Raw genomic sequence first — 25,030 nt, 5'->3', positions numbered from 1 at the left:
GTGTAGGTCGCCCCGCCGACCCTCCCCGCCCGGGCGGGCCGGCGTGCCGCACCGCCCCTCCGGGAGGCTCAGTCCTGTGCGCCGCCGCCCTGGCCGGGGCCTCCGGAAGCCCCGTCGCCACCGTCCTGCGGGGCGCGCAGGCCCTCGTAGATCTCCTTGCACATCGGGCAGACGGGGAACTTCTGGGGGTCGCGTCCGGGCACCCAGACCTTGCCGCACAGCGCGATGACGGGGTTGCCGCTCATCGCGCTCTCGAGGATCTTCTCCTTGCGCACGTAGTGCGAGAAGCGCTCGTGGTCGCCCGGCTCAGACAGGTCGTGCTCGACCCGGGTGTCCTCGCGCTCGAGCAGCGCGGTCTGGGTCTGCGGGTCGCCCGGAGCCTCCGGTGCGTCGAGCGGCTGGTCGGACATGCGGACAATCGACATACCACCAGTGTAGGCAGCCGGCGCGGGACCGGACCTAGTTGCGCTCGGGGTGGCCCGTCCAGGTCGTCACCAGCGACAGGCTGCTGCGCTGGCGCAGGAGGACCTCGCGCCACAGGTCGTCGGTGCCGTCGTGGAAGGGGTCGCGCGGCTCGCGCGGCAGGACGAACCAGGCGCCCTGCGCGATCTCGGCGTCCAGCTGGCCCGCGGACCAGCCGGCGTAGCCCACGAAGATGCGGAAGGCGGCCAGCTCGGGCACCACGAGCGGGGCGGGGGCATCGAGGTCGACCAGCCCGAGGCCGCCGAAGAGGAGCTGGGTGCCGAGCGGGGAGTCCTCCTTGCCGTGCCCGGGCACGCTGACCAGCCCCATCGCCGTGTCCTTGCCGACCGGTCCTCCCTGGAAGAGCACCCCGGGTGCGGTGACGAACGGCTGCCAGTCGGGCAGCACCACGCTGACCGCGGCGTCCAGCGGCCGGTTGAGGACCAGGCCGTGGGCGCCGTCCTCGTCGTGATGCAGGACGAGGACCACGGAGCGCTCGAAGACGTCGCCGGTCAGCGGCGTCGCGACGAGCAGCCGTCCGGTCACGTCGCCGTCCCGCCCTCCGCCGTGATCCGTCATCCACCCATCATGACCGACCGTCTCGGGAGCGCGCCACGGGACGTGCCCTGGACCGGGACACGAGCGCGCCACCGAACAACCACCCGGCCCCGATCCCCACGAGGTCGGCCACGGTGTCGAGCGCGTCCAGCTGACGGTGCGGCGCGACCTGGTGCTGGAGCGGCTCGCTGACGAGGGCGTGGGCGACCAGCGCCACCAGGACCCACCGGACACCGAGGAGCCTCGCCAGCGCGGCCGGCACGGCGAACGCCACGAGGTGGGCGACCTTGTCCAGCCCCGGGACGCCGCCCGGCTGCGGGGTGCCCTGGGAGTAGAGGCCTGCCACCTGCAGGACCACCGCCACGACGAGCGCGAGCCAGCCGAGCAGGCGCAGCGTGCCGCCGTCCCCCTCCACCGCCTCCGGAGGGTCCGTGCCCGGTGACGCTCCTCGGCCGGTCAGAGGGTCTTCTCCTGCGCAGCACGCGCGGCGGCCTCCACCGCCCTGGCCACCGCCTTGGTCGCCTCGGGGTTGAAGACGCTGGGGATGATGTAGGTGGGGTTGAGCTCATCGGCGTGCACCACGTCCGCCAGGGCCGAGGCCGCGGCCAGGAGCATGTCGTCGTCGACGTGACCGCTCTGGGCGTCCAGCAGCCCGCGGAAGACGCCGGGGAAGACCAGCACGTTGTTGATCTGGTTGGCGAAGTCGCTGCGCCCCGTGGCGACCACGGTCGCGTGCCGCCCGGCCTCGACCGGGTCGACCTCGGGGACCGGGTTGGCCATCGCGAAGACGATCGCGTCCTCGTTCATCTGAGCGACGTCCTCGCCGGTCAGGATGTTGCCGGCGGAGACGCCGATGAAGACGTCGGCGCCCACGAGCGCGTCCTTGAGCGAGCCGGTCTCCAGGGCGAGGTTGGTCTGGCTCGCGATCCACGCGAGGTTGCCGTTGGCGCCGCTGGCCACGTCCGGACGCCGCGCGTGGATGATGCCGTCGACGTCCGCGACGACGAGGTCGCGCGCCCCGGCCTTGAGCAGGAGCCGGATGATCGCCGACCCGGCCGCGCCTGCCCCTGACATGACGATCTTGACGTCGTCCAGCTCCTTGCCGACCACGCGCAGCGCGTTCTTCAGCGCTGCGAGCGCGACGATCGCGGTCCCGTGCTGGTCGTCGTGGAAGACCGGGATGTCCAGCTCCTCCCGCAGCCGGGCCTCGATGTAGAAGCAGCGCGGGGCCGAGATGTCCTCCAGGTTGATGCCCGCGAACCCCGGTGCCAGCGCCTTGACGATGCGCACGATCTCGTCGGCGTCGTGGGCGTCGAGGCAGATCGGGAAGGCGTCGATGTCGGCGAACCGCTTGAACAGCGCGGCCTTGCCCTCCATCACCGGCAGGGCCGCGAGCGGGCCGATGTTGCCCAGCCCGAGGACGGCGGTGCCGTCGGTGACGACCGCGACGGTGTTGCGCTTGATCGTCAGGCTGCGCGCGTCCGCCGGGTTCTCGGCGATGGCCTGGCAGATCTTGGCCACGCCCGGGGTGTAGACCAGCGACAGGTCGTCACGGTTGCGGATCGGCAACCGTGACTTGACCTCGAGCTTGCCGCCCAGGTGAGCCAGGAAGGTGCGGTCGCTGACGCGGCCGATCTCCACGCCGTCCACCGTGCTGATCGCCTCGACCACCTCGGCGGCGTGGTCGGTGCCGGAGGTGGCGATGGTCAGGTCGGCCTGGAGGCGCTCGGTGCCCGACTCGCTGATGTCGACCGCCGTCACCATTCCCCCCACGTCGGCCACCGCGGTGGTGATCTCGCTGACGGCGGTCACCCGGGCGGGCAGCTCGAGGCGCACGGTGATGGAGTTGGACACGGACGGCGCGGGGCTCATGCGCCCCATTCTCCGGTATGCCGTGCGCGTCGCCGAGGCAGGTGGTCGCCCGGGCGTGGCCCGGATCACGGAAGAGATCCGCACCGGGGCGCGTTGACGCCGGCATGAGCACCGTGAACCTGACCACCGACACCTTCGAGGAGACCGTCACCGGCAACGACATCGTGCTGGTCGACTGGTGGGCCGACTGGTGCGGCCCCTGCAAGATGTTCGCCCCGGTCTACGAGAAGGCCGCCGGGACGCACGAGGACGTCGTCTTCGCCAAGGTGGACACCGAGGCCCAGCAGGCCCTCGCCGCCGGTGCGCAGATCACCTCGATCCCGACGATCATGGCCTTCAAGGACGGCGTCCTCGTCTTCCGTCAGGCCGGCGCCCTCCCCGCGCGCGACCTCGAGTCCGTGATCGACCAGGTCAAGAACCTGGACATGGACGACGTGCGCGCCAGGATGGCCGAGCAGCAGACCCAGCAGGCCTGAGCCGAGCCGGTCACCCACGAGGTCGGCCCCCACCTGCGCGAGCAGGTGGGGGCCTCGTCGTGGGAGGGGTCAGGAGGCCCGGCTGCTGACCCTCTCCTCCAGGGCGTCCTCGAGCAGCGTGACGAGCGCCTCGAGCTGCACGTCGGAGGAGTCGGCGACGTCCTCGTCGGCCCCGTCGAGCGCCCGGGCGGCCAGCCCGGCCTTGCTGTCGATGAGCTCGGCGATCCTGGTGTCGAGGGTGCGTGCGGCGACGATCCGCCACGCGGTGACCGGCTCGTCCTGGCCGATGCGGTGGACACGGTCGATGGCCTGGGTCTGCTCGGCGTCCGTCCAGGACAGCTCCGCGAGCACCATGTTGGAGGCGACCTGGAGGTTGATGCCCACGCCGGCGGCCGTCAACGAGCACACGGCGACGGCGACGTCCGGATCCCCGGTGAACGCCTCGATGTTCTTCTGCCGGACCGAGGACGTCTGGCCGCCCCGGATGGAGGCGAAGCGGATGCCCCGCCTGGTGAAGGTCTCCTCGGCCGCGTCCATGACGTCGATGTGCTTGGCGAAGAAGACGACCTTGCCGGCGCTGCGGGCGAGCTGGGCGGCGTAGTCGGCGGCGAGACCGGCCTTGGCCTGGCCGATGCGCCGCATCACGCCGAAGACGTTCTCCTCCGAGGACTTCGCGGTCTTGTTCGCCCGTTCCCGCGCCGCCACCTGGCGCACGAGGGCGTGGTCGACACCCTCGCCCTCCACGACGTCGCGCAGCTCCAGAGCGCGCTCGTAGCGCGCGAGGAGACGACGGGCGAGCCGCTGCTCCGCGGCCCGGATGGACCGGCCGGCCTCGCCGTCGATCTCGACGGGGACGTCGGCCACCCGCCGGGCGGGCAGGTCGGCCGCCACGTCGACCTTGCGTCGTCGGACGATGCCGCGGTCGACGACGGCGGCACGGGCCGCGGCGGAGAAGCCGCGGTCGCCCGGCGTCAGGCCGATCTCCTCCAGCGCCGCCATCAGCTCGCCCACGGGCTTGCTCTCGTCGATCCAGCCCAGGAACTGCCAGATCGCCGTGAAGTCCTCGATGTCGTTGATCAGCGGTGTGCCGGTGAGCGCCATCAGCAGCGGCTCGGCGGTCCGCGCGCGGATGCGCTCGGAGAGCTGCAGCACGTGCTGGGACCGCTGCGACTTCCTGTTCTTGATGTAGTGCGCCTCGTCGACGACCATCCCGCGCAGACCCAGTTCCCGCAGCCAGCCCACGTGCCGGTCGAGCACCTCGTAGTTGACGATGATGATGTCGGCGAAGCCGTCGATCGTGTCGCCGTCGCCGTAGACCACCGTCGCGGGGTGGTCCGGTGTCCACAGCTCCGCCTCGTGCGCCCAGTTCCTCTTCACGACGTTGGGTACGACGACGAGCAACGGGTAGGCGTCCGCCACCTGCGCGGCGAGCAGCGCCTGTGCCGTCTTGCCCAGGCCCGGCTCGTCGGCGAGCAGGAACGTCCGGTGGCCCGCCGCCGCGGCGGCGACCAGGCCGGCCTGGTGCGGCATGAGCTCACGCCCGCCGACGACGCGCGTGGTCGCCGGTGACGGCAGGTCCATGCACGACAGCGCGCCACCGTCCTCGAAAGCCCTCAGCAGCGGCTGGATGAGCTCCCAACCGGCGAGCCGGCGAGGCTTGGCGGTGCGCTTGGCGGCGACGGAGTAGTCCGGTGGAAGGAACGGGTTGGCCAGCTGCCGCGAGGCCACCGACTGTGGCACCACGCCGCGCTCCTCGGCTCCGGGGGTCTCCTCCGGCGTGGACCGCCCGACCGGTCCGGCCAGCTCGTCCGGCTCGTCCGGCACCTCGATGCCCGCCGCCTCGAGCAGCTCGCGGCGCAGGGACCGTGCGCGCTCGGAGATGACGGCGTCCTCACCGAGCAGCCCGAGCAGGGTGGTGTCACGCGCGGCCGTCGTCGCGAGGATGGTGGCGATGCCGTCGAGGCGCTTGAGCTCCTCGGCACGCCGGGCCGCGGGCGTCGCTTCCTCCGCCCTGACCCTGGCACGTTCCTCGCGCATGAGGAGGGCCACCACCTGGAAGCTGGTCCGGGTCGACGACGAGGCGCGACCGTGCTGGACCGCGGACTCGACCTCGCGGACGACCTTGGCGAGCACCGGGATGATGCCGTCGTTGTCATGGCGCGGTCGCCGCTGCGGGCGCGAACGTGCACCCCTGTGACGCTGGGCTCCTCGAGCCACGAAGTCCTCCTCGGCAGAGATCGGTCATGCACCGGCCAGGGGCCGGGCCCGCCCCGCGCCCGCGACCGGGCGATGGACGTCCGGGCGGCCTGTGCTGCAGGCGTCCCCGGGGGCCAGCAGTCCAGCGGATCTCGACGAGATCGACGCCTCGGACCTGTCCCGCCGCGACGACTCCAGCTGGGACTCCCCCAGCGTACCGCGCCTTTGCCGCTCGGCGAGCACGCTCGGCACGCGCTCACCCCGTGTCGAGGTGCGCGGTTTCTCCAGGCGCCCGTCATACCCATCCGTGCAGCAGCCCCAGGGGCCCGGATGCTTCAGTCAGTGCCCAGGTGCGGGGGGGCCTCAGAGGTTCCGCCGGGAGAGACGAGACCGAGCTGGTAGGCGGCGATCGCTGCTTGTGTGCGGTCGCGCACCTGCAGCTTTCGCAGCAGCGAGGCGACGTGCGTCTTGACCGTGCCCTCGCCCAGCTAGAGCGCGGCGGCGATCTCGCCGTTGGACCGGCCGGCTGCGACTTGCCGCAACACCTGCGTCTCCCGAGGGGTGAGCCGGTCCAGGAGCTTCGAGTGCGGGACGCGACGTCGTGCCTGCTCGCGCAGGAGCCGGTCGACCAGTGCCGGAGCGACCGCCGTCTGGCCGGAGGAGGCGGATCGCACAGCGGCTCGGATGTCCTCTGGTGGCATGCTCTTGAGCAGGTAGCCGCACGCCCCCGCGCGCACGGCGTCCAGCAGCAGCTCGTCGTCGGCGAAGGTGGTGAGGATGAGCGTGCGCGTAGCTCGCAGGGCCGGGTCAGCCATGATGCGGCGTGCGGCGCCGATGCCGTCCAGGCGCGGCATACGCACGTCCAGCAGCACCAGGTCTGGGCGGTGTTCTCGGACCAGGGCGAACGCCTGCACGCCGTCTTCGGCCTCAGCGAGGACCACGATCCCTGGGTGACGCTCGAGGACGAGCCGCAGGCCCTGTCGCACGAGCGGTTCGTCGTCGGCCACGATCAGCCGCACCAGGTTCACCTCATCGCCCATGGGATGCGTGCCTCCACCCGCCAACCCTCGTCAACATCGCCGCCGGCCTCGTCGCCGCGCGGGCCGTACTGGACCACTCCACCGAGGAGCCCGACCCGTTCCTGGAGCCCGCCCAGGCCGGTCCCCGATCCTTGCACCTGCGAGGCACGTGCACGACCGTTGTTCTCAACGACGATCAGCACCCTGCCTGGCCGCTCCTGCTTCACCTCGACACGCGCGCACGTGGCCTCGCTGTGCCGGACGACGTCGTGAGTCCCTCCTGCACGACGCGATAGATCGTCGTGGACACGGTCGCCGGGACCGCCTCGGGGAGGTCGACCTGAAGACGGACGTCGAGGTCAGGGCTACCGACCGTGGTGACGAGGTCAGGCAGGGCGGCCACGCCGAGCGCCTCGTCACCCACGTTCCCCCCGAGCCGCAGGAGCCGGTGCAGGTCGTCCAGTGCCCCGCGTGCTGTGGTCTCCAGGCCGCTGAGCAGGTCGCGGGTCACAGGTTCGGTCGCGCGCTCGCGGGCGCCGCCGGCCTGCAGCGTGATGAGGGTGAGTGCGTGCGCCATGGAGTCGTGCAGGTCCCGAGCGATCCGAGCGCGTTCGGCCACGACCGCTTGGTGCGCGGCGCGGTCAGCGGCCAGCTCTGCGCAGACGCGGCGGTCCGTGGTCCGGCGCAGTGCATGCGCCACGGCCCACGTGCCGAGGATCAGCACCGAGTTGACGACGGCGTCGGCTGCGGTCGTCGACCGGGTCGCCAGCTGCGGGCCGAGCCCGCCCGCGAGGACCAGTCCCGTCCCGGCAAGTCCGGGCCGAAGGGCCGCATACCACCCGAGCGAGGCCAGCAGGAACAACAACGCCAGGAAAGGCGTAGCGACGCCCACCTGCTCACCGGTGCTCATCGCCAGGGCGAAGCCGAGCGCCGCCACGGCGGCGGCGAGCAGTGGCCTGACACGGCGCAAGGTCAAGGCAGGAAGGGTGACCAGGGTGGCCAGCACGGCACCGGCCGGCACTCCCGAACCGAGCGTGACCAGCACGAGCTCGAGCTCGGCCACAGCCGTCACCCCCGCCGCGAGGAGGAGATCGCGTCGCCAGAGGGCCGTGCGCCCGGACATGCGGCCGATCGTAGTAGCAACACGTCCCCCGGACCTCTGCCGCGAGAGAGAGGTGTCAGGGCCGTAGGAGGGAGGCGGCCGACGCGCAGCCCCCGCACCGTTGACCCATGACAGTCACCCTTCAGCCTCGCACCGCGACCACCACCCGCCTCCCTCTTGCGCGAGGCGCCGCAGCCGCGGCGGCGCTGTGCCTGCTTGGAACCGGCGTCGTCGGACTGGTGGGCGACCCGGCCACGCCCGCCGACCACACCCGTGGCGCCGGCGCCGCCTCCGAAGTCACGACCGGGCTGGCCTTCCTCGCCGGCGCCCTCTGCCTCATGGCACTCACCCCTGTCGGCGGGTGGCGGCGCCTGCTCTGGCTGCTGGCCCCCATCGGTCTGACCATCGGCGGCGCCACCATGCTCGCCGTGCCGCTCGTGGGCGTCGAACCACCCGGATGGCTCTTCGTCCTGGCAGTCGTGCCGATCTTCGTCGGCATGATCGCGGCCGGTGTGCTCGGCACCCGACGGGTGTGGCCATGGTGGACCGGAGCGGCCGTCGCCCTCTTCCTGCCGATCATGCTCGTGATGCCCTACAACGGATTCCTCATGACCGCCGTCTGGGCAGAGTAATTGTCAAGACCTGTGGATCGGCGTGTCACGCGACGTGTTGGTGGTCTCCTGATTCCTCGGGTCGTTCTACGAGCTTGCCCTTCTCGAAGGTGGCGCCGGCGCGGACGAGGGCCACGAGGTGGGGGGCGTTGACCGCGCGCCAGCGTCGTTGCGCGGACTCGATGAGCTTGAACGCCATGGCGATGCCCGCGGCGCGCGAGCCGGGGCCCTTGGTGACCCGCTGACGGAGCCGGACGGTGGCGAAGGTTGACTCGATGGGGTTGGTCGTGCGCAGGTGCACCCAGTGCTCGTCCGGGAAGTCGTAGAACGCGAGCAGGACGTCGAGGTCGTCGGTGATCTTCGCGGCCGCCTTGGGCCACTTGGTCCCGTAGGCGGCCGCGAACGCCTGCGCCGCGGCCTGGGCGTGTTCGCGGTCCTGCGCCTGGTAGATCTCGGCCAGCGCCGCCTTGGCGTCCTTGTGCACCGACTTGGGCAGCGCGGCGAGCACGTTGCCGATCTTGTGCCACCAGCACCGCTGCTCAGCGGTCTCGGGGAAGACGTCGCGCAGCGCACGCCAGAACCCCAGCGCCCCGTCACCGACCGCCAGGACCGGGGCGGCCATGCCGCGGCGCTTGCACGAGCGCAGCAGGTCGGCCCAGGACTCGGTGGACTCGCGGTGCCCGTCCTCGAGCGCGACGAGCTCCTTGGTGCCGTCGGCGCGGACGCCGACCATGACCAGCAGGCAGACCTTGTCCTGGGTCAGGCGGACCTTGAGGTGGATCCCGTCGACCCACACGTACACGTAGTCGGTGCCGGCCAGCGACCGCTTGTTGAACGCGGCGGCCTCGGCTTGCCACTGCTCGGTCAGCCGGGTGATCGTCTTGGCCGACAGCCCCGAGGCGGTGCCGAGGAACTGGGTCAGCGCCGGGGCGAAGTCGCTGGAGGACAGGCCGTGCAGGTACAGCAACGGCAGCACCTCGGCCAGCTGCGGGCTCTTGCGGGCCCACGCGGGCAGAATCGCCGAGGCGAACCGCTTGCGCTCACCGGTGGCCTCATCCACCCGCCGGTCGTTGACCCGCGGCTGGCGCACCGGGACCGCACCAGCGGCGGTGCTCACCTCCCGCGGTTGGTGGTAGCCGTTGCGGACCACGAGCCGGTGGCCGTGCTCATCGACCTCCTCGGCGTACCGCTCGACGTAGGCGGCGACCTCGGCCTGCAACGCCGCGGCGAGCATCTGCCGAGCACCGTCACGGACGATCTCATCCAGCAGCGACCCACCCCCAGCGGTCGCGTCGACGTTGGACTCGATGCTCTCCTGGACTACCTTGAGCATGGGCGTACCTTCCCGAGCCGGCGCGCCAACGCCGACCCCGATCAGAACTTCTATGGGCTTTCAGATCTTGCTCGGGAGGTACGCCACTTGCACGTCACCCCGCCGAGGGCCATCCACAGGTTCTGATCATTGCTCGTCTGGGCAGGCGTCGCCCTGACCATCCGCAGACACCACCGATGAGCAGGTCCCCGCATCGACCTTCTCCCTGACCGCGACGCTTCGGGTCGAGGCCCACACCACCACGCCTGCCCTTCGACCACCACGTTTCCTCCGCACCGCCAGAGAACGGACGGGGCTGGTGATGGCCGCTCCTGCTTGGCACGGCTTCGACGCCCAGGAGCGACTCGCGGCAGGAGGGCGCGAACCGTCCCGACGACGCGCCCGACCAGGTCCGGCTGGAGCGTTCATGTGAACCGCTCTGGCCGACATCGTGCGGGCGGTCGCAGGGACCGATGGCGGCTCTTCAACTTTGAGCGTGGTGGGGCCCTGACGTAGGGCTCGCGGCCCTGCGCCAGCATGGGTGTTGTCAAGACATCCCAGAGAGCGAGGACCGCGAGCGTGCACAAGCCTACGTTCGACGTCGATGCGGCGTCGATCCTGTTCAACCTGCCCGGCTACCGGGTCGTCTCGGCCAGCCCTGCTGTCGGCGACCGACCCAGGCAGGTGATCGTGGAGACGATCACCTGCGAGGGCGCGTGCCCGGCGTGCGGGGTGTTCTCCTGCCGGGTGCAGGCCCGGCCCCTGCAGCACGTCAAGGACGTGCCCTGCGGCGGTGAGCGACTGGACGTCGTCCGAAAACGCCGCTACGCCTGCATCGAAGAACTATGTCCTCGGCGCTCCTTCACCGAGGAGACCGACCAGCTACCAAGCCGGGCACGGGTGACGACCCGCCTGACCGAGCAGGTGATCACCGCGTGTCGTGCCGAGCCGCGCGCCGTCTCTCGCGTCGCCGACGAGGTCGCCCTGGCCTGGCCGACGGTGATGCGGATGCTCACGAGCACCTTGGACCTGGACAGCGGTGTCGACCGTCGGCACGTGGCGCACCTGGGGATCGACGAGCACCGGTTCCGGACCGTGCGCTACCTGCGCGACCCCGACTCCCACGCGGTGAAGCGGGTCGAGCCGTGGTCCATCGTGTTCACCGACCTGGACGACGGCTCCATCCTGGATGTGGTCGACGGCCGTCGTGGTGCGACCGTGCGGAAGTGGTTGGCGGCGAGGCCGCGGTGGTGGCGCAAGCGTGTGCAGATCGTCGCCCTCGACATGAGCAGCGAGTTCCGCGCCGGCGTCCGCACGGCGCTGCCCAGGGCGAAGGTGAGCGTGGACCACTGGCACGTGGTCCGGCTGGCCAACGACATGGGCACCAAGGTCCGCCGCCGCCGGGTCTGGGAGCTGCACGAGCGCCGCGGCCGCGCCACCGACACACCGTGGAAGTACCGCAAGCTGCTCACCTGCGCCGGCGACCGGCTGACCCTCCGGCAACGGTCCAGGCTGCAGGAGATCCTCGCCCAGGACATCGAGCTGGCCGTGGCCTGGGGCATCAAGGAGCACGTGCGCCAGCTCCTCGCCGCCCGGGACACCGCCTCCTTCCAGCGGCACTGGGCGCGCCTGGCCAGCGCCGTGCGCGCCACCCGACTGCCCGAGCCGGCCAGCCTCATGCGCACCCTGCGAGCGTGGCGGCGCGAGCTGCTCACCTTCTGCCGCAGCAGGGTCACGAACGCGCGCACCGAGGCGGCGAACCTGACCGCCAAGACGATCAAGAGAGTCGGACGTGGGTACCGCAACCATGACAACTACCGATGCCGCATCATTGGCTACGCGCCCCGACCGATCGCGGCGTGAACACCCGGCACCACGCTCAAAGTTGAAGACCCCGTTTACCTCTGGCCGTGCCCCAGATCACCGATTAGCTGCGGAACTCAGGGAGAGAGGCACAAATCGCAATGGCTATTCAGGCAAACTAGAAAACGCTATTAACTCAGGATGGGTGCGACGGTCCCTGCTCCTTGCGGTGACTGTAATTCGCGATCTTGGCAACGACGAATCCAACCAGCCCCACTCCTGCGAACCGAATTCCGGAGAGCAGAAAGTCCGGCCTGTCGGCAATGAGGGCGATCGCAACGATCAGAAGCCCACCTAATGCGACACCAGCAGTGGACCACTCTAGAACATAGTGGAGTGGCCACCGTCGTCTGTTCACGGCATCTCCTTCCATGTGATCAACCGCAAATGATCCTTGTTGCCCTACGGCAACCCCACCAAGAGATCAGGACCAAGACTACGCCGCAGCCCAGCCCCGTCCATGGGCCAGTAAGGCTCCCGAGCATAGCACAAGCAATAGCGCTATCGAGACCGGCCGAGATTTGGCATACATTGCTGATTACGTCCTCGCACCACCCCAACGTTGAGAAGCCTGTAGTTGGCGTAGTGGTATTCAGGCCTGCCGTGGCAGGGTTCTGCTCAAGTAGGACCTTGGGGTCTTCGGACCCCTTTGCCGGGCGGAGATTCCCTTCCGGATCAAGGACGCCAGTCCATGCAATCTCACTTTCGCCAAAGCGGATTTCGACGAGGCGGTCTAAACCACGCTTCTTGAAGGTGGTGTGTTGCACGAAAGCAATCCGTCCTCTGGTCACATCCACCAGGGCTCGGACATAGACTCCTTGTGCCCGACCATGAGTTGCTCCAACGTGGACCCAGGCGTATGCGTCGGTGCTGAGAGCTTCGGCGCTTGCCCAATCGAACCGATACTGTGGGTACTGGGCAGCTACTGCGGCGAAGTCGTCGCTCTCGCGCACCAGTGTGATTACCGGCGCTTCCTAGAACGCCGTGGAGCGCAGGCCACTCCGAGCCTTCCCCACCTCTGGGAAAAGTCCAAAGAGAAACGTGCCGAAACTTGCCGCGGCACCACCCTTGACAAAGAGGCGTCTTGTGAGCGTCATGATGTTCCTTCCATGGTGTGTGAATCATGTGGGCAAGATAGGTTGGGGAACTTTGTGAAGTCGCCTCGCAAAGATGCCGGAGGCGATGATCGGCAACAGCAACGCGGCTGCGTCGTATGCTTTCACCGAAAACAGTTCTGCTCTCAATGTTTGACCCGCCATCGGCAAGGCGATGAGCGCGACCGCGATAACTACGTTGCGCAAAATCAGCGGCCAGCTGACTTGCGAACTGCTAAGCCGGCCCATGCACCCGCACTCCACGACCAGGCCCCGCTTGAGTGTGACATACATTACGGCGGCGAAACTGGCGAAGGTCAAACCAGTCAGCACCATGGTCAGAGATTCCCGATATCCCATGATGAGAAGCGTTCCCAATGTCAGCTCCGTCGCCAAAAGAATCGCCAAGGCGGTCTTCGAGGTTCGAGCAGGCAGCAATCTATACGCGGAAAGTTGCTTGATAGCACCACGCAAGTCCAACACTTTTCCGACTAGCGCAATCAGCAGAAGTGTGCCAACACTCAGGCGGACGACTAGAATGAGGGTTGCCACCATGAAATCAGCCCCTTGATCTCCAAACGTCTTCATTGACTGGTGAGACAACTGTCCCATGTAGACCGGCTCTTCGCAACCGACGGTCCGACCGAAGGGTCCATGGACAAGATCGCCACCAGCCCGGACCGCGTGACAAGCCTGTGACAAATCAGATGCTCTGTCGAGCCTACATCTGCTCACACGCGCCCACGCGACGAAGCCCCCGGATTCCGCGTAGTTACGCGGAATCCGGGGGCTGACGTGGGATAACCAGCACAGCGTGAGACACATTCGTGGAGGTGGCGGGAATCGAACCCGCGTCCGTCGCAAGTAGATCAGGGCTTCTCCGGGTGCAGTGCGCTACGGATTTTCTCGGCCCCAGGGCTCGCGCGCACACGTTCCCTGACAGGCCCAGTCACGTTAGGAGTCCCCCGCCGTCCGGTGACCTGACGGCGGAGCAAGTTCTCTAGCTGATGCCAGACACTGAGTCGAGAACTAGCTCAGGCTGACAGACTTCGTGGCTCGCTCAGGCGGCGAGGGCGAAGTCGCTGCGCTTGGAATTGGCAGCTATTGGTTTCGCAAGGAGCGTTGACGAGATGACCTTGCCTCCTCGACCCGCTTCCCCTGAAATGCCGTACGACGTCGAAACCGATCACCCCCATGGGGGTGTCTCACGCTGTGCAGTTGTCAAGATCCCGCCCTGGCGGCGGAACGTCCAGTCTAGACGGTCCAACGCGGACCTGTGCACACCGATTCCCGACGGCCCACCCGCCGGGCGGCGCAGGAGGTCCAGGCCGGCTCAGCCGCGCCCGTAGACCATCTGCACGAAGTGCACCACGTGGTCGTCAGCGACATGCCGCGCGAGGTCGGCCTCGCTGATGATGCCCACCAGGTTGCCGCCCTCCATCACCGGTAGGCGCTTGACCTGCTGCCCGCCCATGGTGTCCACGATCCGGTTGATGTCCTCCTCCGGGCCCACGGTCGAGACGATCCCCTGGGCCAGGCCCCCGATGCTCATGGAGGTGAGGTCGCCGCCGTCCGCCACGCCGCGGATCGCGATGTCACGGTCGGTGACGATGCCGACCAGCGAACCGTCGGCGGCGACGACCGGTACCGCACCGATGCCCTGGTCGCGCATGAGCCGGGCAGCCTCGACGAGGGTCTGGTCCTCGCGGAGCGTGTGGGGGTCGGCGGTCATGATCTCGCGTGCGGTGGTCACGGGTCTCCTTCACGGGGGGTATGACGTACGCGTCCACCCTGCACCGGCCGGCGTGCCCAGGCAACCGCAGAACGTCCGGGGCCGCGACCCTCCTGACACCGCTCAGCCGTGCCGCTTGAGGTGCGCCGACATGGCGCGCTCCGCCTCGCGGCGATCCTGACGCTCGCGCAGGGTCTGCCGCTTGTCGTGCAGCTTCTTGCCCTTGGCCAGCGCGATCTCGACCTTGGCCCGCCCGTCCTTGAAGTAGAGCGAGAGCGGCACGATCGTGTGCCCGGCCTGCTCGACCTTGACCACCAGCTTGTCGATCTGCTCCCGGTGCAGCAGCAGCTTGCGCCGCCGCCGCGCGGCATGGTTGGTCCAGGTGCCCTGGGAGTACTCGGGGATGTGCACGTTCTCCAGCCACAGCTCGCCGCCGTACTCCACGACATACCCCTCCGCGAGGGAGGCGCGTCCGTGCCGCAGCGACTTCACCTCGGTCCCGGACAGCACCAGGCCGGCCTCGACGGTGTCCTCGATGAGGTACTCGTGCCGGGCCTTCTTGTTGTTGGCGATGACCTTGCGGCCGGTTTCCTTGGGCATGACCGGCCCATCCTAGGCGGTGACCGGGCCAAGGCCCAGCGGGTTATCGGCTCAGAGCCAGTTGCGCGGGTTGACCGGGGTGCCGTTCTCGCGGGTCTCGAAGTGCAGGTGGCAGCCGGTCGAGGACCCGGTGGTGCCCTCGTAGCCGATGACCTGCCCGCGCGCGACCGACTGGCCCGGCGAAACCGCGAAGCTGCTCAGGTGCAGGTATGCCGTGGTGAGGTTGACGCCCCGCTGCACCCCGTGGTCGACGATCACGTGGTTGCCGCGGCTGTCGTCGTAGGGCGTGGCCCAGACGACGCCGTCCGCGGCGGCCGCGACCGGCGTGCCGCAGGCAGCACCGAAGTCGATGCCGGAGTGCAGGACGTAGATGCCCAGGATCGGGTGCAGGCGCATCCCGAACTCGCTGGTGATCCCTCCCGGCATCGGCTGGCTGAGGTAGCCAGAGGAGGACACCTGCTGGGCCTGCGCGCGCTCCTGGACAGCCTCCTGACGACGGGCCCGCTCCTGCGCGTCCTCGCGGGCCTTGGCGTCCGCGGCGGCGTCCTGGGCCCGTCGCGCCTCGGCGTCCGCGGCAGCGGCGCGCCGGTTCGCCTCGTCCGCGGCGGCCTGGTCGCTGCGGCGCTGGGCCTCGGCGGCCGCCTCCCGCTGCCGCTGTGCCTCGCGCTCGGCAGCCCGCTGACGGGCGGCCTCCTCGGCAGCCTGCTGCCGCGCGGCGGCCTCCTCCGCTCGGCGCCGCGCCTCCGCGCGGAGGCGCGCCTCCGCCGCCGCCTCGGCGGCCGCCTTCTCGCGGGCGATCCGGTCCACCTCGACCTGCTCCTGGGCCTTGAGCCCGTGCTTCTTGCTGGCCAGGCTGCGCAGCTGGGCGGTGAGGTCGTCCGCGCGTCGCTGCTCGGCGGCCAGGGCCTTCTCGACCTTGGCCTTCTCCTTCTCCAGGGCGGCCTTGTCCTGCGCCTGCTGCGCCTCGAGCGCCTCCAGGGCGGACTTCGCCTCCTCGGCCGCCTGGCGCGCCTGCTCCTTGGCGACGACGTTGGCCTCCGCCCTGGCCAGCAGGTAGTCGATGTCGCGGCGGACGCCGGCGAGCCGGTCCTGCTCGGCCACCGCCTGCGCCTGCTGCACCGACAGCGCGAGGATCTGCTGGTCCTGGACCCGCAGCACGGTGCGCGCCATCGCCATCTGCTCGACCGCGTCGGACTCCCCGGAGAGCAGCTCGAGGGTGGTCGCCAGCGAGCCGAGCCCGCCCTGCTTGTAGCTGTCCCGCGCGATGGCCCCGATCGTGGAGCGGCTCTCCGCCTGGGCGTCCTCGTTGGCGGCCAGCGACTCCTCGATCTGCGCCTCGTTGGCACGGGCGACGGCCAGCTCGGCCTCGATCCGGCGGGCCTCGGCCTCGGCGTCGGCCAGGTCGGCCTCGGCCTCGCCGAGGGCCACCCGCGCGTCCGCGACCTTGGCGGTGGTCTCCCGGAGCCGCTCGTCCGCGGCCACCAGCTCGGCGCTGGTGTGCTCGAGCTCGTCGCCCAGCTGCCCGGCCTGCTGCGTGGCGGCGCTGCGGTCGTCCTTGGCCCGGTCCTGCTGCTGCTCGACCTTGCGGATCCGGTCGCGGATGTCGTGCAGGTCGTCGGCGAGCGCCGGCCCGCCGAGGAGGGCCCCCGCCAGGGTCAGGGCGAGCGCCCCGTGGAGGCGGCGGCGGAGCCGCCTGCCCCGGGAGGTGGTGACGTGCTTGCTCATGGTGACTCTCCTCATACCCTCACGTGGCGGTGCAGCGCCAACCAGGCGGTGACGACGGCCAGCAGGAGAGCTCCTCCGGCCAGGAACGGGGTGATCAACCACAGGTCGTGCGGGCCGACCAGGCTGATCAGGCCGCTGTCCCCCGCCAGCAGCTCGGAGAGGAACCCGGTGATGCCGTAGCGCACGGTGGCCCACAGCAGCCCGACGGCGAGCCCGGCGCCGACCAGCGTGGCCACGACGGTCTCCAGGACGAACGGCAGCCGGATCGAGAAGGCCGACGCGCCGACCATCCGCTTGATCGCGGTCTCCCGGCGCCGGGTCCACGCGGTGAGCCGGATCGTGGTCGAGATGAGCAGCACCGCGCAGACGACCATGGCCACCGCGAGCGCGAGCGCCCCCACGCTGAGAACCCCGAGGAAGGTGAAGAGCTTGTCCACGACCTCGCGCTGGTCCTCCACGCTCTCCACGCCGGGGGCGTTCTCGAAGGCGGCCCGGATGACCTCGTACTTGCTCGGGTCGGACAGGTTGACCCGGAAGGACTCCGGGATCGCCTCCTGGGGTATGGAGTCCAGCACCGGTGAGTTGCGGAACTGCTCGCGGAAGCGCTCGTAGGCCTCGTCGTTGGACTCGTAGAAGTACTCGGTGACGAGGGGCTTGAGCCCGTCGAGGTCGGCGGCGATCTGGTCGCGCTGGTCCTGGGACACGCCGCCGCCGGCGCAGGAGGCGACGTCGACGCTGTCGGGGGTGCACAGGAAGATCGAGACCTGGACCTTGTCGTACCAGTAGCCCTTGGCCGTGCTCACCTGCGCCTGGGCGAGCAGCCCGACGCCGAGGAAGAAGAGGGAGACCATCGTCACCAGGACGACGGAGACGACCATGGAGGCGTTGCGGCGCAGCCCGTTGGCGACCTCGCCCAGGAGGAAGCCCGGCCTCACGGCGCGACCACCTCCCGGTAGCCGCCCTCGGCCTGGTCGCGGACCACGCGGCCCTCGTGCAGCTGCACCACGCGCTTGCGGAACTGGTCGACGATCGTCGTGTCGTGCGTGGCCATGAGCACGGTGGTCCCGGCCCGGTTGATCCGGTCCAGGATCGCCACGATCTCGGCGCTGGTGTCCGGGTCCAGGTTGCCGGTCGGCTCGTCGGCGAGCAGGATGGGCGGCTTGTTGACCATCGCGCGCGCGATCGCCACCCGCTGCTGCTCGCCGCCGGAGAGCTCGTGCGGCAGCCGCCGACCCTTGTCCTGCAGCCCGACGAGCGCGAGCGTCTCGGGGACCCGCTGGCGGATCTCGTGGCTGCGCACGCCCAGCACCTGGAGCACGTAGGCGACGTTCTGCGCCACGGTGCGTCCGGTCAGCAGGCGGAAGTCCTGGAAGACGACGCCGATCTGGCGGCGCAGCAGGTGGACGCGCCGGTGCGGCAGCTCCCCCAGGTCGTGCCCGGCCACCAGGACCCGTCCCTGCGTCGGCTGCTGCTCGAGGTTGACCAGGCGCAGCAGCGAGCTCTTGCCCGAGCCGGACGGGCCGACGACGAAGCAGAACTCCCCGCGCGTGACGTCGAGGTCCGCCTCCCGCAGCGCCCAGGGGTCCCCCTTGGCGTAGCGCAGGCTGACCTGCTCGAGTGTGATCATGCGGACGCGATTTTCTCCGGGGACAGGGGTGACGGCCGTGACTCACGGTAACGGATGTGGCACCTGTGACCAAGCACCGTGGCCTAGAGTCGGTCCGTGCTCCTGACGCTGCCGACGACCGACACCCGCGGCCCCTGGGCGCACCCCTCGTCCTACTGGCCGGCCCTCTCCTCCGCCGTGGCGGACCGGCCCGCACCCGTCGTCACCCTGGACGCGGCGGCCCTGGAGAGCAACGCGGCGGACCTCCTGCGGCGCGCCGGCGGCACGCCCGTGCGGGTCGCCACCAAGTCGGTCCGCTCCCGTCCCGTCGTGGAGGCCCTGCTCGCACTGCCCGGGTATGCCGGGGTGCTCGCCTACACGCTCGAGGAGGCCGTGTGGGCGGCCGGGTGGTGCGACGACGTCGTGCTCGGCTACCCCACCGCGGACCGGGTGGCTCTGCGTGCGCTGCTCGCCGACGACGAGGCCTGCCGGAGGGTGACGCTGATGATCGACTCCGTCGACCACCTCGACCTCGTCGACGCCGTCGCCCACCCCTCGGGCAGGCCCGAGGTGCGGGTCGCGGTCGACCTCGACCTCTCCTACGAGCCACCCCGGGCCGGGCGGCTGACCGGCCGGGTCGGCGTCTACCGCTCCCCCGTCTCGACGGCCGCCCAGGCCGCCGCCCTGGCGCGGCAGGTCCTCGCCCGTCCCGGCTTCCGGCTCGTCGGGCTCATGGGCTACGAGGCGCAGCTGGCCGGGGTGGGCGACGCGACCGTGGGGAGCGGCGGTCGGGGCGCGCGGGCGAGGGCGGCGGGCGCCGACGCGCGCACGCTCCTCGTCCGCCGGCTCCAGGCCGCCTCGTGGCAGGACGTGCTCGCCCGGAGGACCGCCATGGTGGCGGCGGTGCGCCAGGTCGTGCGGGAGGGAGGCGGTGAGCTCGAGTTCGTCAACGGCGGCGGCACCGGATCGGTGCACCTGACGCGCCAGGACCCCAGCGTCACCGAGGTGGCCGCCGGCAGCGGTCTGTTCGGGCCGACGCTCTTCGACCGCTACCGCAGCTTCTCCCCCGCCCCTGCCGCCGCCTTCGCGCTGCCCGTCGTGCGACGTCCCGGGCCCGGGGTCGCGACGGTGCTCGGCGGTGGCTGGATCGCCTCCGGCCCCGCGGGGCAGGACCGCGTGCCGGTCCCGGTGTGGCCGCCGGAGGTCTCGCTCGTCCCCAACGAGGGCGCCGGCGAGGTGCAGACCCCGCTGCGCGGACCCGGCGCCCGCGACCTGCGGGTCGGCGACCTCACCTGGTGGCGCCACGCGAAGGCCGGCGAGCTGTCCGAGCACACCGACGACCTCGTCGTGGTCCCTTCCCGTCTCGTCGGAGGACAGACCAGGACCGAGGTCGAGGACGTCGTCCCGACCTACCGCGGCGAGGGAAAGGTCTTCCTGTGAGCACGACCGCCATCACCCGGCAGACCACCTGGAGCAACTGGGCCGGATCGGTCACGGCACAGCCGGTCCGCGTCGAGCGTCCCCGGTCCGAGGGGGAGGTGGTCGAGGTCGTCCGCCGAGCCCGCGACGAGGGTCTGCGGGTCAAGCCGGTGGGCTCGGGCCACTCCTTCTCCGCGGTCGCGCAGGCACCGGACGTGCAGGTCGACCTCACCGGCCTGCAGGGTCTGCTCGCCACCGACCCGGCCCGCCGCCGGGTGAGCCTCGCAGCCGGGACGCGCCTGCACTCCATACCCGACCTCCTGGCTCCTCTCGGGCTGGCCATGACCAACCTCGGCGACATCGACCGGCAGAGCATCTCCGGTGCCGTGTCGACCGGGACCCACGGCACCGGCGTCGGCCTCGGCGGCCTGGCCACCCAGGTCGTCGGCCTCACCCTCGTCGACGGCACCGGCGAGGTCCGCGTGCTGACCGAGGACGATCCGCAGCTCGCCGGCGCGGTCGTCGGTCTGGGCGCGCTCGGCGTCGTCACCGCGGTGACCCTGCAGCTCGACGCAGCCTTCTCGCTGCGCGCGGTCGAGCGTCCGGAGCCGCTGGAGCACGTGCTGGAGACGTTCGTCGAGCGGTGCGGGACCGAGGACCACCTGGAGTTCTACTGGTTCCCGCACACCGGCCTGGCGGCGACCAAGGTCAACACGCGCCTGCCTGCCGACGCCGCGCTCGCCCCGCTGTCCAGGCGTCAACGCCTGGTCGACGACACGCTCCTGGCCAACGGGGCCGTTCGCCGCGACCTGCCGGCTCGCCGCCCGGGTCCCGGCCGTGGTCCCGACCGTCAACCGCGTGTCCGCGCGGCTGATGGCCCGCCGCGAGTTCACCGACCGCTCGGACCGGGTGTTCGCGACCTCGAGGCGGGTCCGCTTCCACGAGACCGAGTGGGCGGTGCCCCTGGAGGCCGTCCCCGCCGTGCAGCGCGAGCTGGCCTCGTTGATCGGCAGGCGGGGCTGGCGGATCAGCTTCCCGCTGGAGTTCCGCGCGGCCGCGGCGGACGACCTGTGGCTGTCCACCGCCTCCGGGCGGCGCACCGGCTACGTCGACGCCCACCGCTACCACCGGGAGGACCCGGCCGACTACTTCGCGGCCGTGCGCGACGTGGCCATGGCGCACGGCGGCCGCCCGCACTGGGGCAAGATGCACGACCTGGACCACGAGACGCTCGCCGGGCTCTACCCGAGGATGGGCGACTTCCTGGCGCTGCGCGACCGCCTCGACCCGGACCGGGTGCTGGCCAACGCCTACCTGGAGCGCGTGCTCGGCCCCTGACCCGCTGGGGGGACCCGGCCGGGTCAGGTCAAGCGCGGTCAAGGGTTGGGTCAAGACTTGATCAAGTCCCTGGGCTCGCCGGCCCTGGCCAAGCCCGGCAACAACGGCAACCCGAACAACAGCAAGAAGATCACGGCCGCCGTGACCGCGGACGCGGTCATGGACCACCTGGAGGCCTTCCAGGGGATCGCCGACGCCCACGACGGCAACCGCGCGGCCGGCACCTCCGGCTACGAGGCCAGCGCCGACTACGTCGAGTCCACCCTGGCCGCGGCCGGCTACGAGACGCAGCGGCAGCACTTCTCCTTCGAGCTCTTCCGCGTGCTCATCGGCGAGCTGTCCACGGGCGCGGGCGCGGTGAGCACGATCGTCATGGAGTACAGCCCGAGCGGCACCGTGACGGCACCGCTGGCCGCTCCGGCGGGAGCCCAGGGCTGCGCGGCCGAGGACTGGGAAGGCTTCCCGGACGGCAGCATCGCGCTCATCAGCCGCGGCAACTGCGCCTTCTCCGCCAAGTCGCTCAACGCGGTGCCCACGACCGGCATCAGCCAGGCCGCCGGCCAGGCCCTCCTGACGGCGATGGCGTCCGGGACGGTCGAGGCCGACCTGGTCATCGAGACCTCCCTGGAGGAGGTCGAGACCTTCAACGTCCTGGCCGAGACGGCGCAGGGCCGCACCGACAACGTCGTCATGCTCGGCGCGCACCTGGACAGCGTCGAGGACGGGCCCGGCATCAACGACAACGGGTCGGGGTCGGCCGCCATCCTGGAGACGGCGGTCCAGCTGGCCGGGGTCAACAAGCTCAACAACCAGGTGCGCTTCGCCTGGTGGGGCGCCGAGGAGCACGGCCTCCTCGGCTCGTGGCACTACGTCGAGGACCTCTACGCCAACGACGCCGAGGAGCTCGACGACATCGCGACCTACCTCAACTTCGACATGGTGGCCTCGCCCAACTACGTCATCGGCGTCTACGACGCCGACGAGTCCACCTACGAGGCGCCGGTCCAGGTGCCGGAGGGCTCCGCGGCGACCGAGGACGGCATCCCGGCCTCCGGCCTCTTCACCGGGGCCGACGGCACCAAGACGCCGGAGGAGGTCGCGTTGTTCGGCGGGACCGAGGGCATCACCTACGACCCGAACTACCACGCGCCTGCCGACGACATCGACAACGTGAGCATGGAGGCGCTGGAGATCATGTCCAAGGCCATCGCCCACGCCACCCTGTCGCTGGCCCAGGACACCTCCGCGGTCAACGGCGAGCGCAGCGCCGGCAAGTCCGGCAAGCCGCACCCGCAGGGTCCGCTGCCGACCAAGGAGCAGCCGGCCGCCTGACCGACCTCCTCAAGACATGCTGAGCGGCGCGGCCCGTCCCTGCCCGGGACGGGCCGTGCGGCTCACCCGGCCCGGCGCAGCCGCCGCGCGAACCGGGCGCCGGCCACGAGGGCTCGGGACGGCACCTCCGTGGTGAGTGCTCCCCGTCCGAGCGGAGCCATCAACCGGCGGACGAGGGGGCGCTTCCACCCCGGATAGGGCGGGTAGACCAGGCGCAGCGTGTCCGGACGGAGCGGCTTGGACAGCACCGAGCGGTGGTGGCTGAACTCCTCGACCGAGGCCTGGCCCAGGTAGCGGCCGATGCCCGAGGCACCCACGCCGCCGAAGGGCAGGCCGGGCACCGTGAGGTGCAGCAGCGGGGAGCCGTAGGCCAGCCCGCCGCTCACCGTGCGCGCCCCGAACGCGGCGCGGGTCTGCTCGTCCTCGGAGAAGACGTAGAGAGCCAGTGGTCGCTCGCCGGCCCCGACGACCTCGATGGCCTCCCGCGCGTCGGCGACGGTCACGACGGGCAGCACCGGCCCGAAGATCTCCTCGCTGAGCAGGTCCGCGTCCGCCGGCACGTCGACGACGGCCGTCGGCGCGAGGTAGAAGCGGTCCTCGACGTCGTGCTGCCCGCCGAGGACCACCCGTCCGCCGGAGGAACCCAGCAGCGAGACGAGCCGGGCGTGGTGCTCGGCGTTCACGATCCGCCCGAAGTCCCGGCTCCGCCGCGGGTCCGGTCCGAAGAAGGAGGTGATCGCGCGCCCCAGCGCCGCCAGCAGCTCCTCGCGGACCTCGCGCGTGACCAGGACGTGGTCGGGTGCCACGCACGTCTGTCCGGCGTTGGTGAACTTGCCCCAGGCGATCCGCCGGGCGACGGCCTCGATGTCGACCGTGCCGTCCACGAAGGCCGGTGACCGGCCGCCGAGCTCCAGGGTCACGGGCGTGAGGTGCTCGGCGGCAGCCTTCATCACGATGCGTCCCACACGGCCGGACCCGGTGAAGAAGACGTGGTCGAAGCGCTCCCTCAGCAGGGCGGTCGTCTCGGGCACGCCCCCGGTCACCACCGCGGCGACGTCGGCACCGAGGTAGCGGGGCAGCAGCTCGGCCAGGAGCGCGGCGACCGTCGGCGTGACCTCGCTGGGCTTGACCACGACCGTGTTGCCGGCCGCGAGCGCCCCGGCGACCGGTGCCAGGAGCAGCTGCACCGGGTAGTTCCAGGGTCCGATGACGAGCACCACGCCCTTGGGCTGGAGCTGGACCTGCGCGGTCCCGGGCAGGTAGGTGGCGGGCAGGGCCACGGGACGGGGCGCGGTCCAGGCCTCGAGGCCGTCGAGCAGCGTGTCGATCTCCTGCACGACCAAGGACAGCTCGGTGAGGTGGACCTCCAGGTCGGGTTTGCCGACGTCGGCCGACACCGCCGCGGTCAGCGCGTCGTGGTTCTCCGTGACGAGGCGGCGCAGCGCGCCGAGCTGGGCGCGGCGCCAGGCGAGGTCGAGGGTCGTCCCCGCCGAGACGGTGCCCCGGAGCCCGGCGACGAGCTCGGCATACCCCTGCTGCCCGTCCGTCGGGGACGCCGTCACGCCCGGTCCTCCGACTTCTCCCGCGCGCGCTTCCACCGGATCCCCGCCTCGATGAAGTCGTCGATCTCACCGTCGAGGACCGCGCTGGTGGAGCCGACCTCGTGGTTGGTGCGCAGGTCCTTGACCATCTGGTAGGGGTGCAGGACGTAGGAGCGCATCTGCTCGCCCCAGCTGGCCTTGACGTCGCCGGCCATCTCCTTGCGCGCGGCGTCCTCCTCCGCCTTCTTCAGCAGCAGCAGTCGCGACTGGAGGACGCGCAGAGCGGCGGCGCGGTTCTGGATCTGGGACTTCTCGTTCTGCATCGAGACGACCGTCCCGGTCGGCAGGTGGGTCATCCGGACCGCGGAGTCGGTGGTATTGACCGACTGGCCGCCGGGGCCGGAGCTGCGGAAGACGTCGATCTTGAGGTCGTTCTCGGGGATCTCGATGGAGTCGGTGCTCTCGATGAGCGGGACGACCTCGACCGCGGCGAAGCTGGTCTGGCGCCGCCCCTGGTTGTCGAACGGGCTGATCCGCACCAGACGGTGGGTGCCGGCCTCGACGGCGAGGTGGCCGAAGGCGTAGGGCGCCTTGACCTCGAAGGTGGCCGACTTCAGCCCGGCCTCCTCCGCGTAGGAGGTGTCCAGCACCGCCGTCGGGTAGCCGTGGCGCTCGGCCCAGCGCAGGTACATCCGCATGAGCATCTCGGCGAAGTCGGCCGCGTCCACGCCCCCGGCCCCCGCACGGATCGTCACGACCGCCTCGCGCTCGTCGTACTCGCCGTTGAGCAGGGTTCGCACCTCGAGCTGCTCGACGGCGCGCCTGACCCTGCCCAGCTCCTTCTCGGCCTCGACCAGCGTCTCCGCGTCGTTCTCCTCGGTGCCCAGCTCGACGAGGGCCTCCAGGTCGTCGACCCGCGTGTCCATGCCCGTCACCCGGTCGTGCTCGGCCTTGGCCCGGGACAGCGCGGAGGTCACCTGCTGGGCCACCTCCTGGTCGTCCCACAGGTCGGGCGCCGAGACCTTCGTCTCCAGCTCGCTGATCTGGCTCTCCAGGCGCCCCAGGTCGGTCACCTCGCGCACGGACCCCATCGTCGTGCGCAGGTGCTTGATCTCGTTCTCGAAGTCCACGGCCACGAGGATCAAGGGTACGCGACCGCCCTGGGCCGCCCC

22 protein-coding genes, 1 other RNA gene and 2 pseudogenes are annotated in these 25,030 nt (G+C 70.8%); 6 read left to right on the top strand and 19 right to left on the bottom strand.

Going from position 1 to position 25,030, the window contains the following annotated elements:
- Positions 1-68: 68 nt before the first annotated feature.
- Genes DV701_RS00335 through DV701_RS00320 form a run of 4 tightly spaced genes read right to left on the bottom strand, consistent with a single transcriptional unit; the run spans position 69 to position 2,892 of the window.
- The gene (locus DV701_RS00335) at positions 69-410 is read right to left on the bottom strand and encodes a DUF3039 domain-containing protein (protein ID WP_228255292.1); all 342 of its coding nucleotides are present in this window, start codon (positions 408-410) and stop codon (positions 69-71) included.
- A 49-nt stretch (positions 411-459) separates the two neighbouring features.
- Positions 460-1,041: a YqgE/AlgH family protein gene (locus tag DV701_RS00330; protein WP_114926605.1), complete on the bottom strand. Its 582-nt coding sequence runs from the start codon at positions 1,039-1,041 to the stop codon at positions 460-462.
- A gap of 7 nt (positions 1,042-1,048) precedes the next feature.
- Positions 1,049-1,435: a VanZ family protein gene (locus DV701_RS00325; RefSeq protein ID WP_114926604.1), complete on the bottom strand. Its 387-nt coding sequence runs from the start codon at positions 1,433-1,435 to the stop codon at positions 1,049-1,051.
- Positions 1,436-1,476: 41 nt separating this feature from the next.
- On the bottom strand, positions 1,477-2,892 hold the full coding sequence (locus DV701_RS00320; protein ID WP_114926603.1) for an NAD-dependent malic enzyme: 1,416 nt from the start codon (positions 2,890-2,892) through the stop codon (positions 1,477-1,479).
- Between the two features lie 104 nt (positions 2,893-2,996).
- On the opposite strand from DV701_RS00320, the gene trxA reads away from it, so the two are divergent.
- Positions 2,997-3,368 (top strand): thioredoxin, encoded by a 372-nt coding sequence (trxA, locus tag DV701_RS00315; RefSeq protein ID WP_114926602.1) that lies wholly within the window; start codon positions 2,997-2,999, stop codon positions 3,366-3,368.
- 69 nt (positions 3,369-3,437) lie between these two features.
- On the opposite strand, the gene DV701_RS00310 is transcribed toward trxA, so the two are convergent.
- The 4 genes and pseudogenes from DV701_RS00310 to DV701_RS00300 form a co-directional block, all read right to left on the bottom strand.
- Positions 3,438-5,585, bottom strand: coding sequence for a DEAD/DEAH box helicase (locus DV701_RS00310; protein ID WP_114926601.1), 2,148 nt, complete (start codon positions 5,583-5,585; stop codon positions 3,438-3,440).
- 314 nt (positions 5,586-5,899) lie between these two features.
- Positions 5,900-6,604, bottom strand: a pseudogene (locus tag DV701_RS00305) (response regulator).
- Complete coding sequence (locus DV701_RS18075; protein ID WP_162802738.1) at positions 6,589-6,786, bottom strand: sensor histidine kinase; 198 nt, start codon at positions 6,784-6,786, stop codon at positions 6,589-6,591. The pseudogene DV701_RS00305 and the gene DV701_RS18075 overlap by 16 nt, the downstream one beginning before the upstream one ends.
- A 20-nt stretch (positions 6,787-6,806) precedes the next feature.
- On the bottom strand, positions 6,807-7,706 hold the full coding sequence (locus DV701_RS00300; RefSeq protein ID WP_114926600.1) for a sensor histidine kinase: 900 nt from the start codon (positions 7,704-7,706) through the stop codon (positions 6,807-6,809).
- A gap of 107 nt (positions 7,707-7,813) precedes the next feature.
- On the opposite strand from DV701_RS00300, the gene DV701_RS00295 reads away from it, so the two are divergent.
- Positions 7,814-8,317, top strand: a complete 504-nt coding sequence (locus DV701_RS00295) for an EscU/YscU/HrcU family type III secretion system export apparatus switch protein (protein ID WP_162802737.1) — start codon at positions 7,814-7,816, stop codon at positions 8,315-8,317.
- Positions 8,318-8,342: 25 nt separating this feature from the next.
- On the opposite strand, the gene DV701_RS00290 is transcribed toward DV701_RS00295, so the two are convergent.
- Entirely contained in the window at positions 8,343-9,629 is a 1,287-nt protein-coding gene (locus tag DV701_RS00290) for an IS256 family transposase (RefSeq protein WP_114926598.1), read from the bottom strand.
- Positions 9,630-10,187: 558 nt separating this feature from the next.
- Between DV701_RS00290 and DV701_RS00285 the strand changes: the two genes are divergently transcribed.
- Positions 10,188-11,471 (top strand): ISL3 family transposase, encoded by a 1,284-nt coding sequence (locus DV701_RS00285; RefSeq protein ID WP_114926597.1) that lies wholly within the window; start codon positions 10,188-10,190, stop codon positions 11,469-11,471.
- 377 nt (positions 11,472-11,848) lie between these two features.
- Here the strand turns inward: DV701_RS00285 and DV701_RS19305 are convergent, their stop codons facing one another.
- The 8 genes from DV701_RS19305 to ftsE form a co-directional block, all read right to left on the bottom strand.
- Complete coding sequence (locus tag DV701_RS19305; protein ID WP_407669357.1) at positions 11,849-12,238, bottom strand: halocin C8-like domain-containing protein; 390 nt, start codon at positions 12,236-12,238, stop codon at positions 11,849-11,851.
- Positions 12,239-12,592: 354 nt separating this feature from the next.
- Positions 12,593-13,120, bottom strand: a complete 528-nt coding sequence (locus tag DV701_RS00275; protein WP_162802735.1) for a MauE/DoxX family redox-associated membrane protein — start codon at positions 13,118-13,120, stop codon at positions 12,593-12,595.
- A 270-nt stretch (positions 13,121-13,390) separates the two neighbouring features.
- Positions 13,391-13,759: a transfer-messenger RNA gene (gene ssrA, locus DV701_RS00270) on the bottom strand.
- A 139-nt stretch (positions 13,760-13,898) separates the two neighbouring features.
- Positions 13,899-14,318, bottom strand: a complete 420-nt coding sequence (locus DV701_RS00265) for a CBS domain-containing protein (RefSeq protein WP_114926594.1) — start codon at positions 14,316-14,318, stop codon at positions 13,899-13,901.
- A gap of 102 nt (positions 14,319-14,420) precedes the next feature.
- Positions 14,421-14,897, bottom strand: coding sequence for an SsrA-binding protein SmpB (smpB, locus tag DV701_RS00260; protein WP_114926593.1), 477 nt, complete (start codon positions 14,895-14,897; stop codon positions 14,421-14,423).
- A gap of 51 nt (positions 14,898-14,948) precedes the next feature.
- A complete protein-coding gene (locus tag DV701_RS00255; protein ID WP_162802734.1) occupies positions 14,949-16,622 on the bottom strand; it encodes a M23 family metallopeptidase in 1,674 nt (557 codons plus the stop codon).
- Between the two features lie 11 nt (positions 16,623-16,633).
- Complete coding sequence (ftsX, locus tag DV701_RS00250) at positions 16,634-17,557, bottom strand: permease-like cell division protein FtsX (protein ID WP_114926591.1); 924 nt, start codon at positions 17,555-17,557, stop codon at positions 16,634-16,636.
- Complete coding sequence (gene ftsE / locus DV701_RS00245; protein WP_114926590.1) at positions 17,554-18,249, bottom strand: cell division ATP-binding protein FtsE; 696 nt, start codon at positions 18,247-18,249, stop codon at positions 17,554-17,556. The genes ftsX and ftsE overlap by 4 nt, the downstream gene beginning before the upstream one ends.
- Positions 18,250-18,345: 96 nt before the next feature.
- Between ftsE and DV701_RS00240 the strand changes: the two genes are divergently transcribed.
- The 3 genes and pseudogenes from DV701_RS00240 to DV701_RS00230 all read left to right on the top strand — a co-directional run bounded on the left by DV701_RS00240 (position 18,346) and on the right by DV701_RS00230 (position 22,317).
- Positions 18,346-19,668: an alanine racemase gene (locus tag DV701_RS00240; RefSeq protein WP_114926589.1), complete on the top strand. Its 1,323-nt coding sequence runs from the start codon at positions 18,346-18,348 to the stop codon at positions 19,666-19,668.
- Positions 19,669-19,679: 11 nt separating this feature from the next.
- A pseudogene (locus tag DV701_RS19425) lies at positions 19,680-20,985 on the top strand (D-arabinono-1,4-lactone oxidase).
- Between the two features lie 57 nt (positions 20,986-21,042).
- Positions 21,043-22,317 carry a M28 family peptidase gene (locus DV701_RS00230; protein WP_228255125.1) on the top strand — a complete coding sequence of 425 codons (1,275 nt, stop codon included), beginning with the start codon at positions 21,043-21,045 and terminating at the stop codon, positions 22,315-22,317.
- Positions 22,318-22,379: 62 nt separating this feature from the next.
- Here DV701_RS00230 and DV701_RS00225 read toward each other — a convergent pair whose 3' ends face one another.
- Both DV701_RS00225 and prfB read right to left on the bottom strand, forming a co-directional pair.
- Positions 22,380-23,879, bottom strand: a complete 1,500-nt coding sequence (locus tag DV701_RS00225) for an aldehyde dehydrogenase family protein (protein WP_114926588.1) — start codon at positions 23,877-23,879, stop codon at positions 22,380-22,382.
- Positions 23,876-24,994 carry a peptide chain release factor 2 gene (prfB, locus tag DV701_RS00220; protein ID WP_114926587.1) on the bottom strand — a complete coding sequence of 373 codons (1,119 nt, stop codon included), beginning with the start codon at positions 24,992-24,994 and terminating at the stop codon, positions 23,876-23,878. The genes DV701_RS00225 and prfB overlap by 4 nt, the downstream gene beginning before the upstream one ends.
- Positions 24,995-25,030 lie beyond the last annotated feature (36 nt).

It is taken from the genome of Ornithinimicrobium avium (genome assembly GCF_003351765.1).
Classification (GTDB): domain Bacteria; phylum Actinomycetota; class Actinomycetes; order Actinomycetales; family Dermatophilaceae; genus Ornithinicoccus; species Ornithinicoccus avius.
The sequence above is the reverse complement of the archived record's forward strand: the minus strand, read 5'-3'. Positions and strand labels throughout refer to the sequence as shown.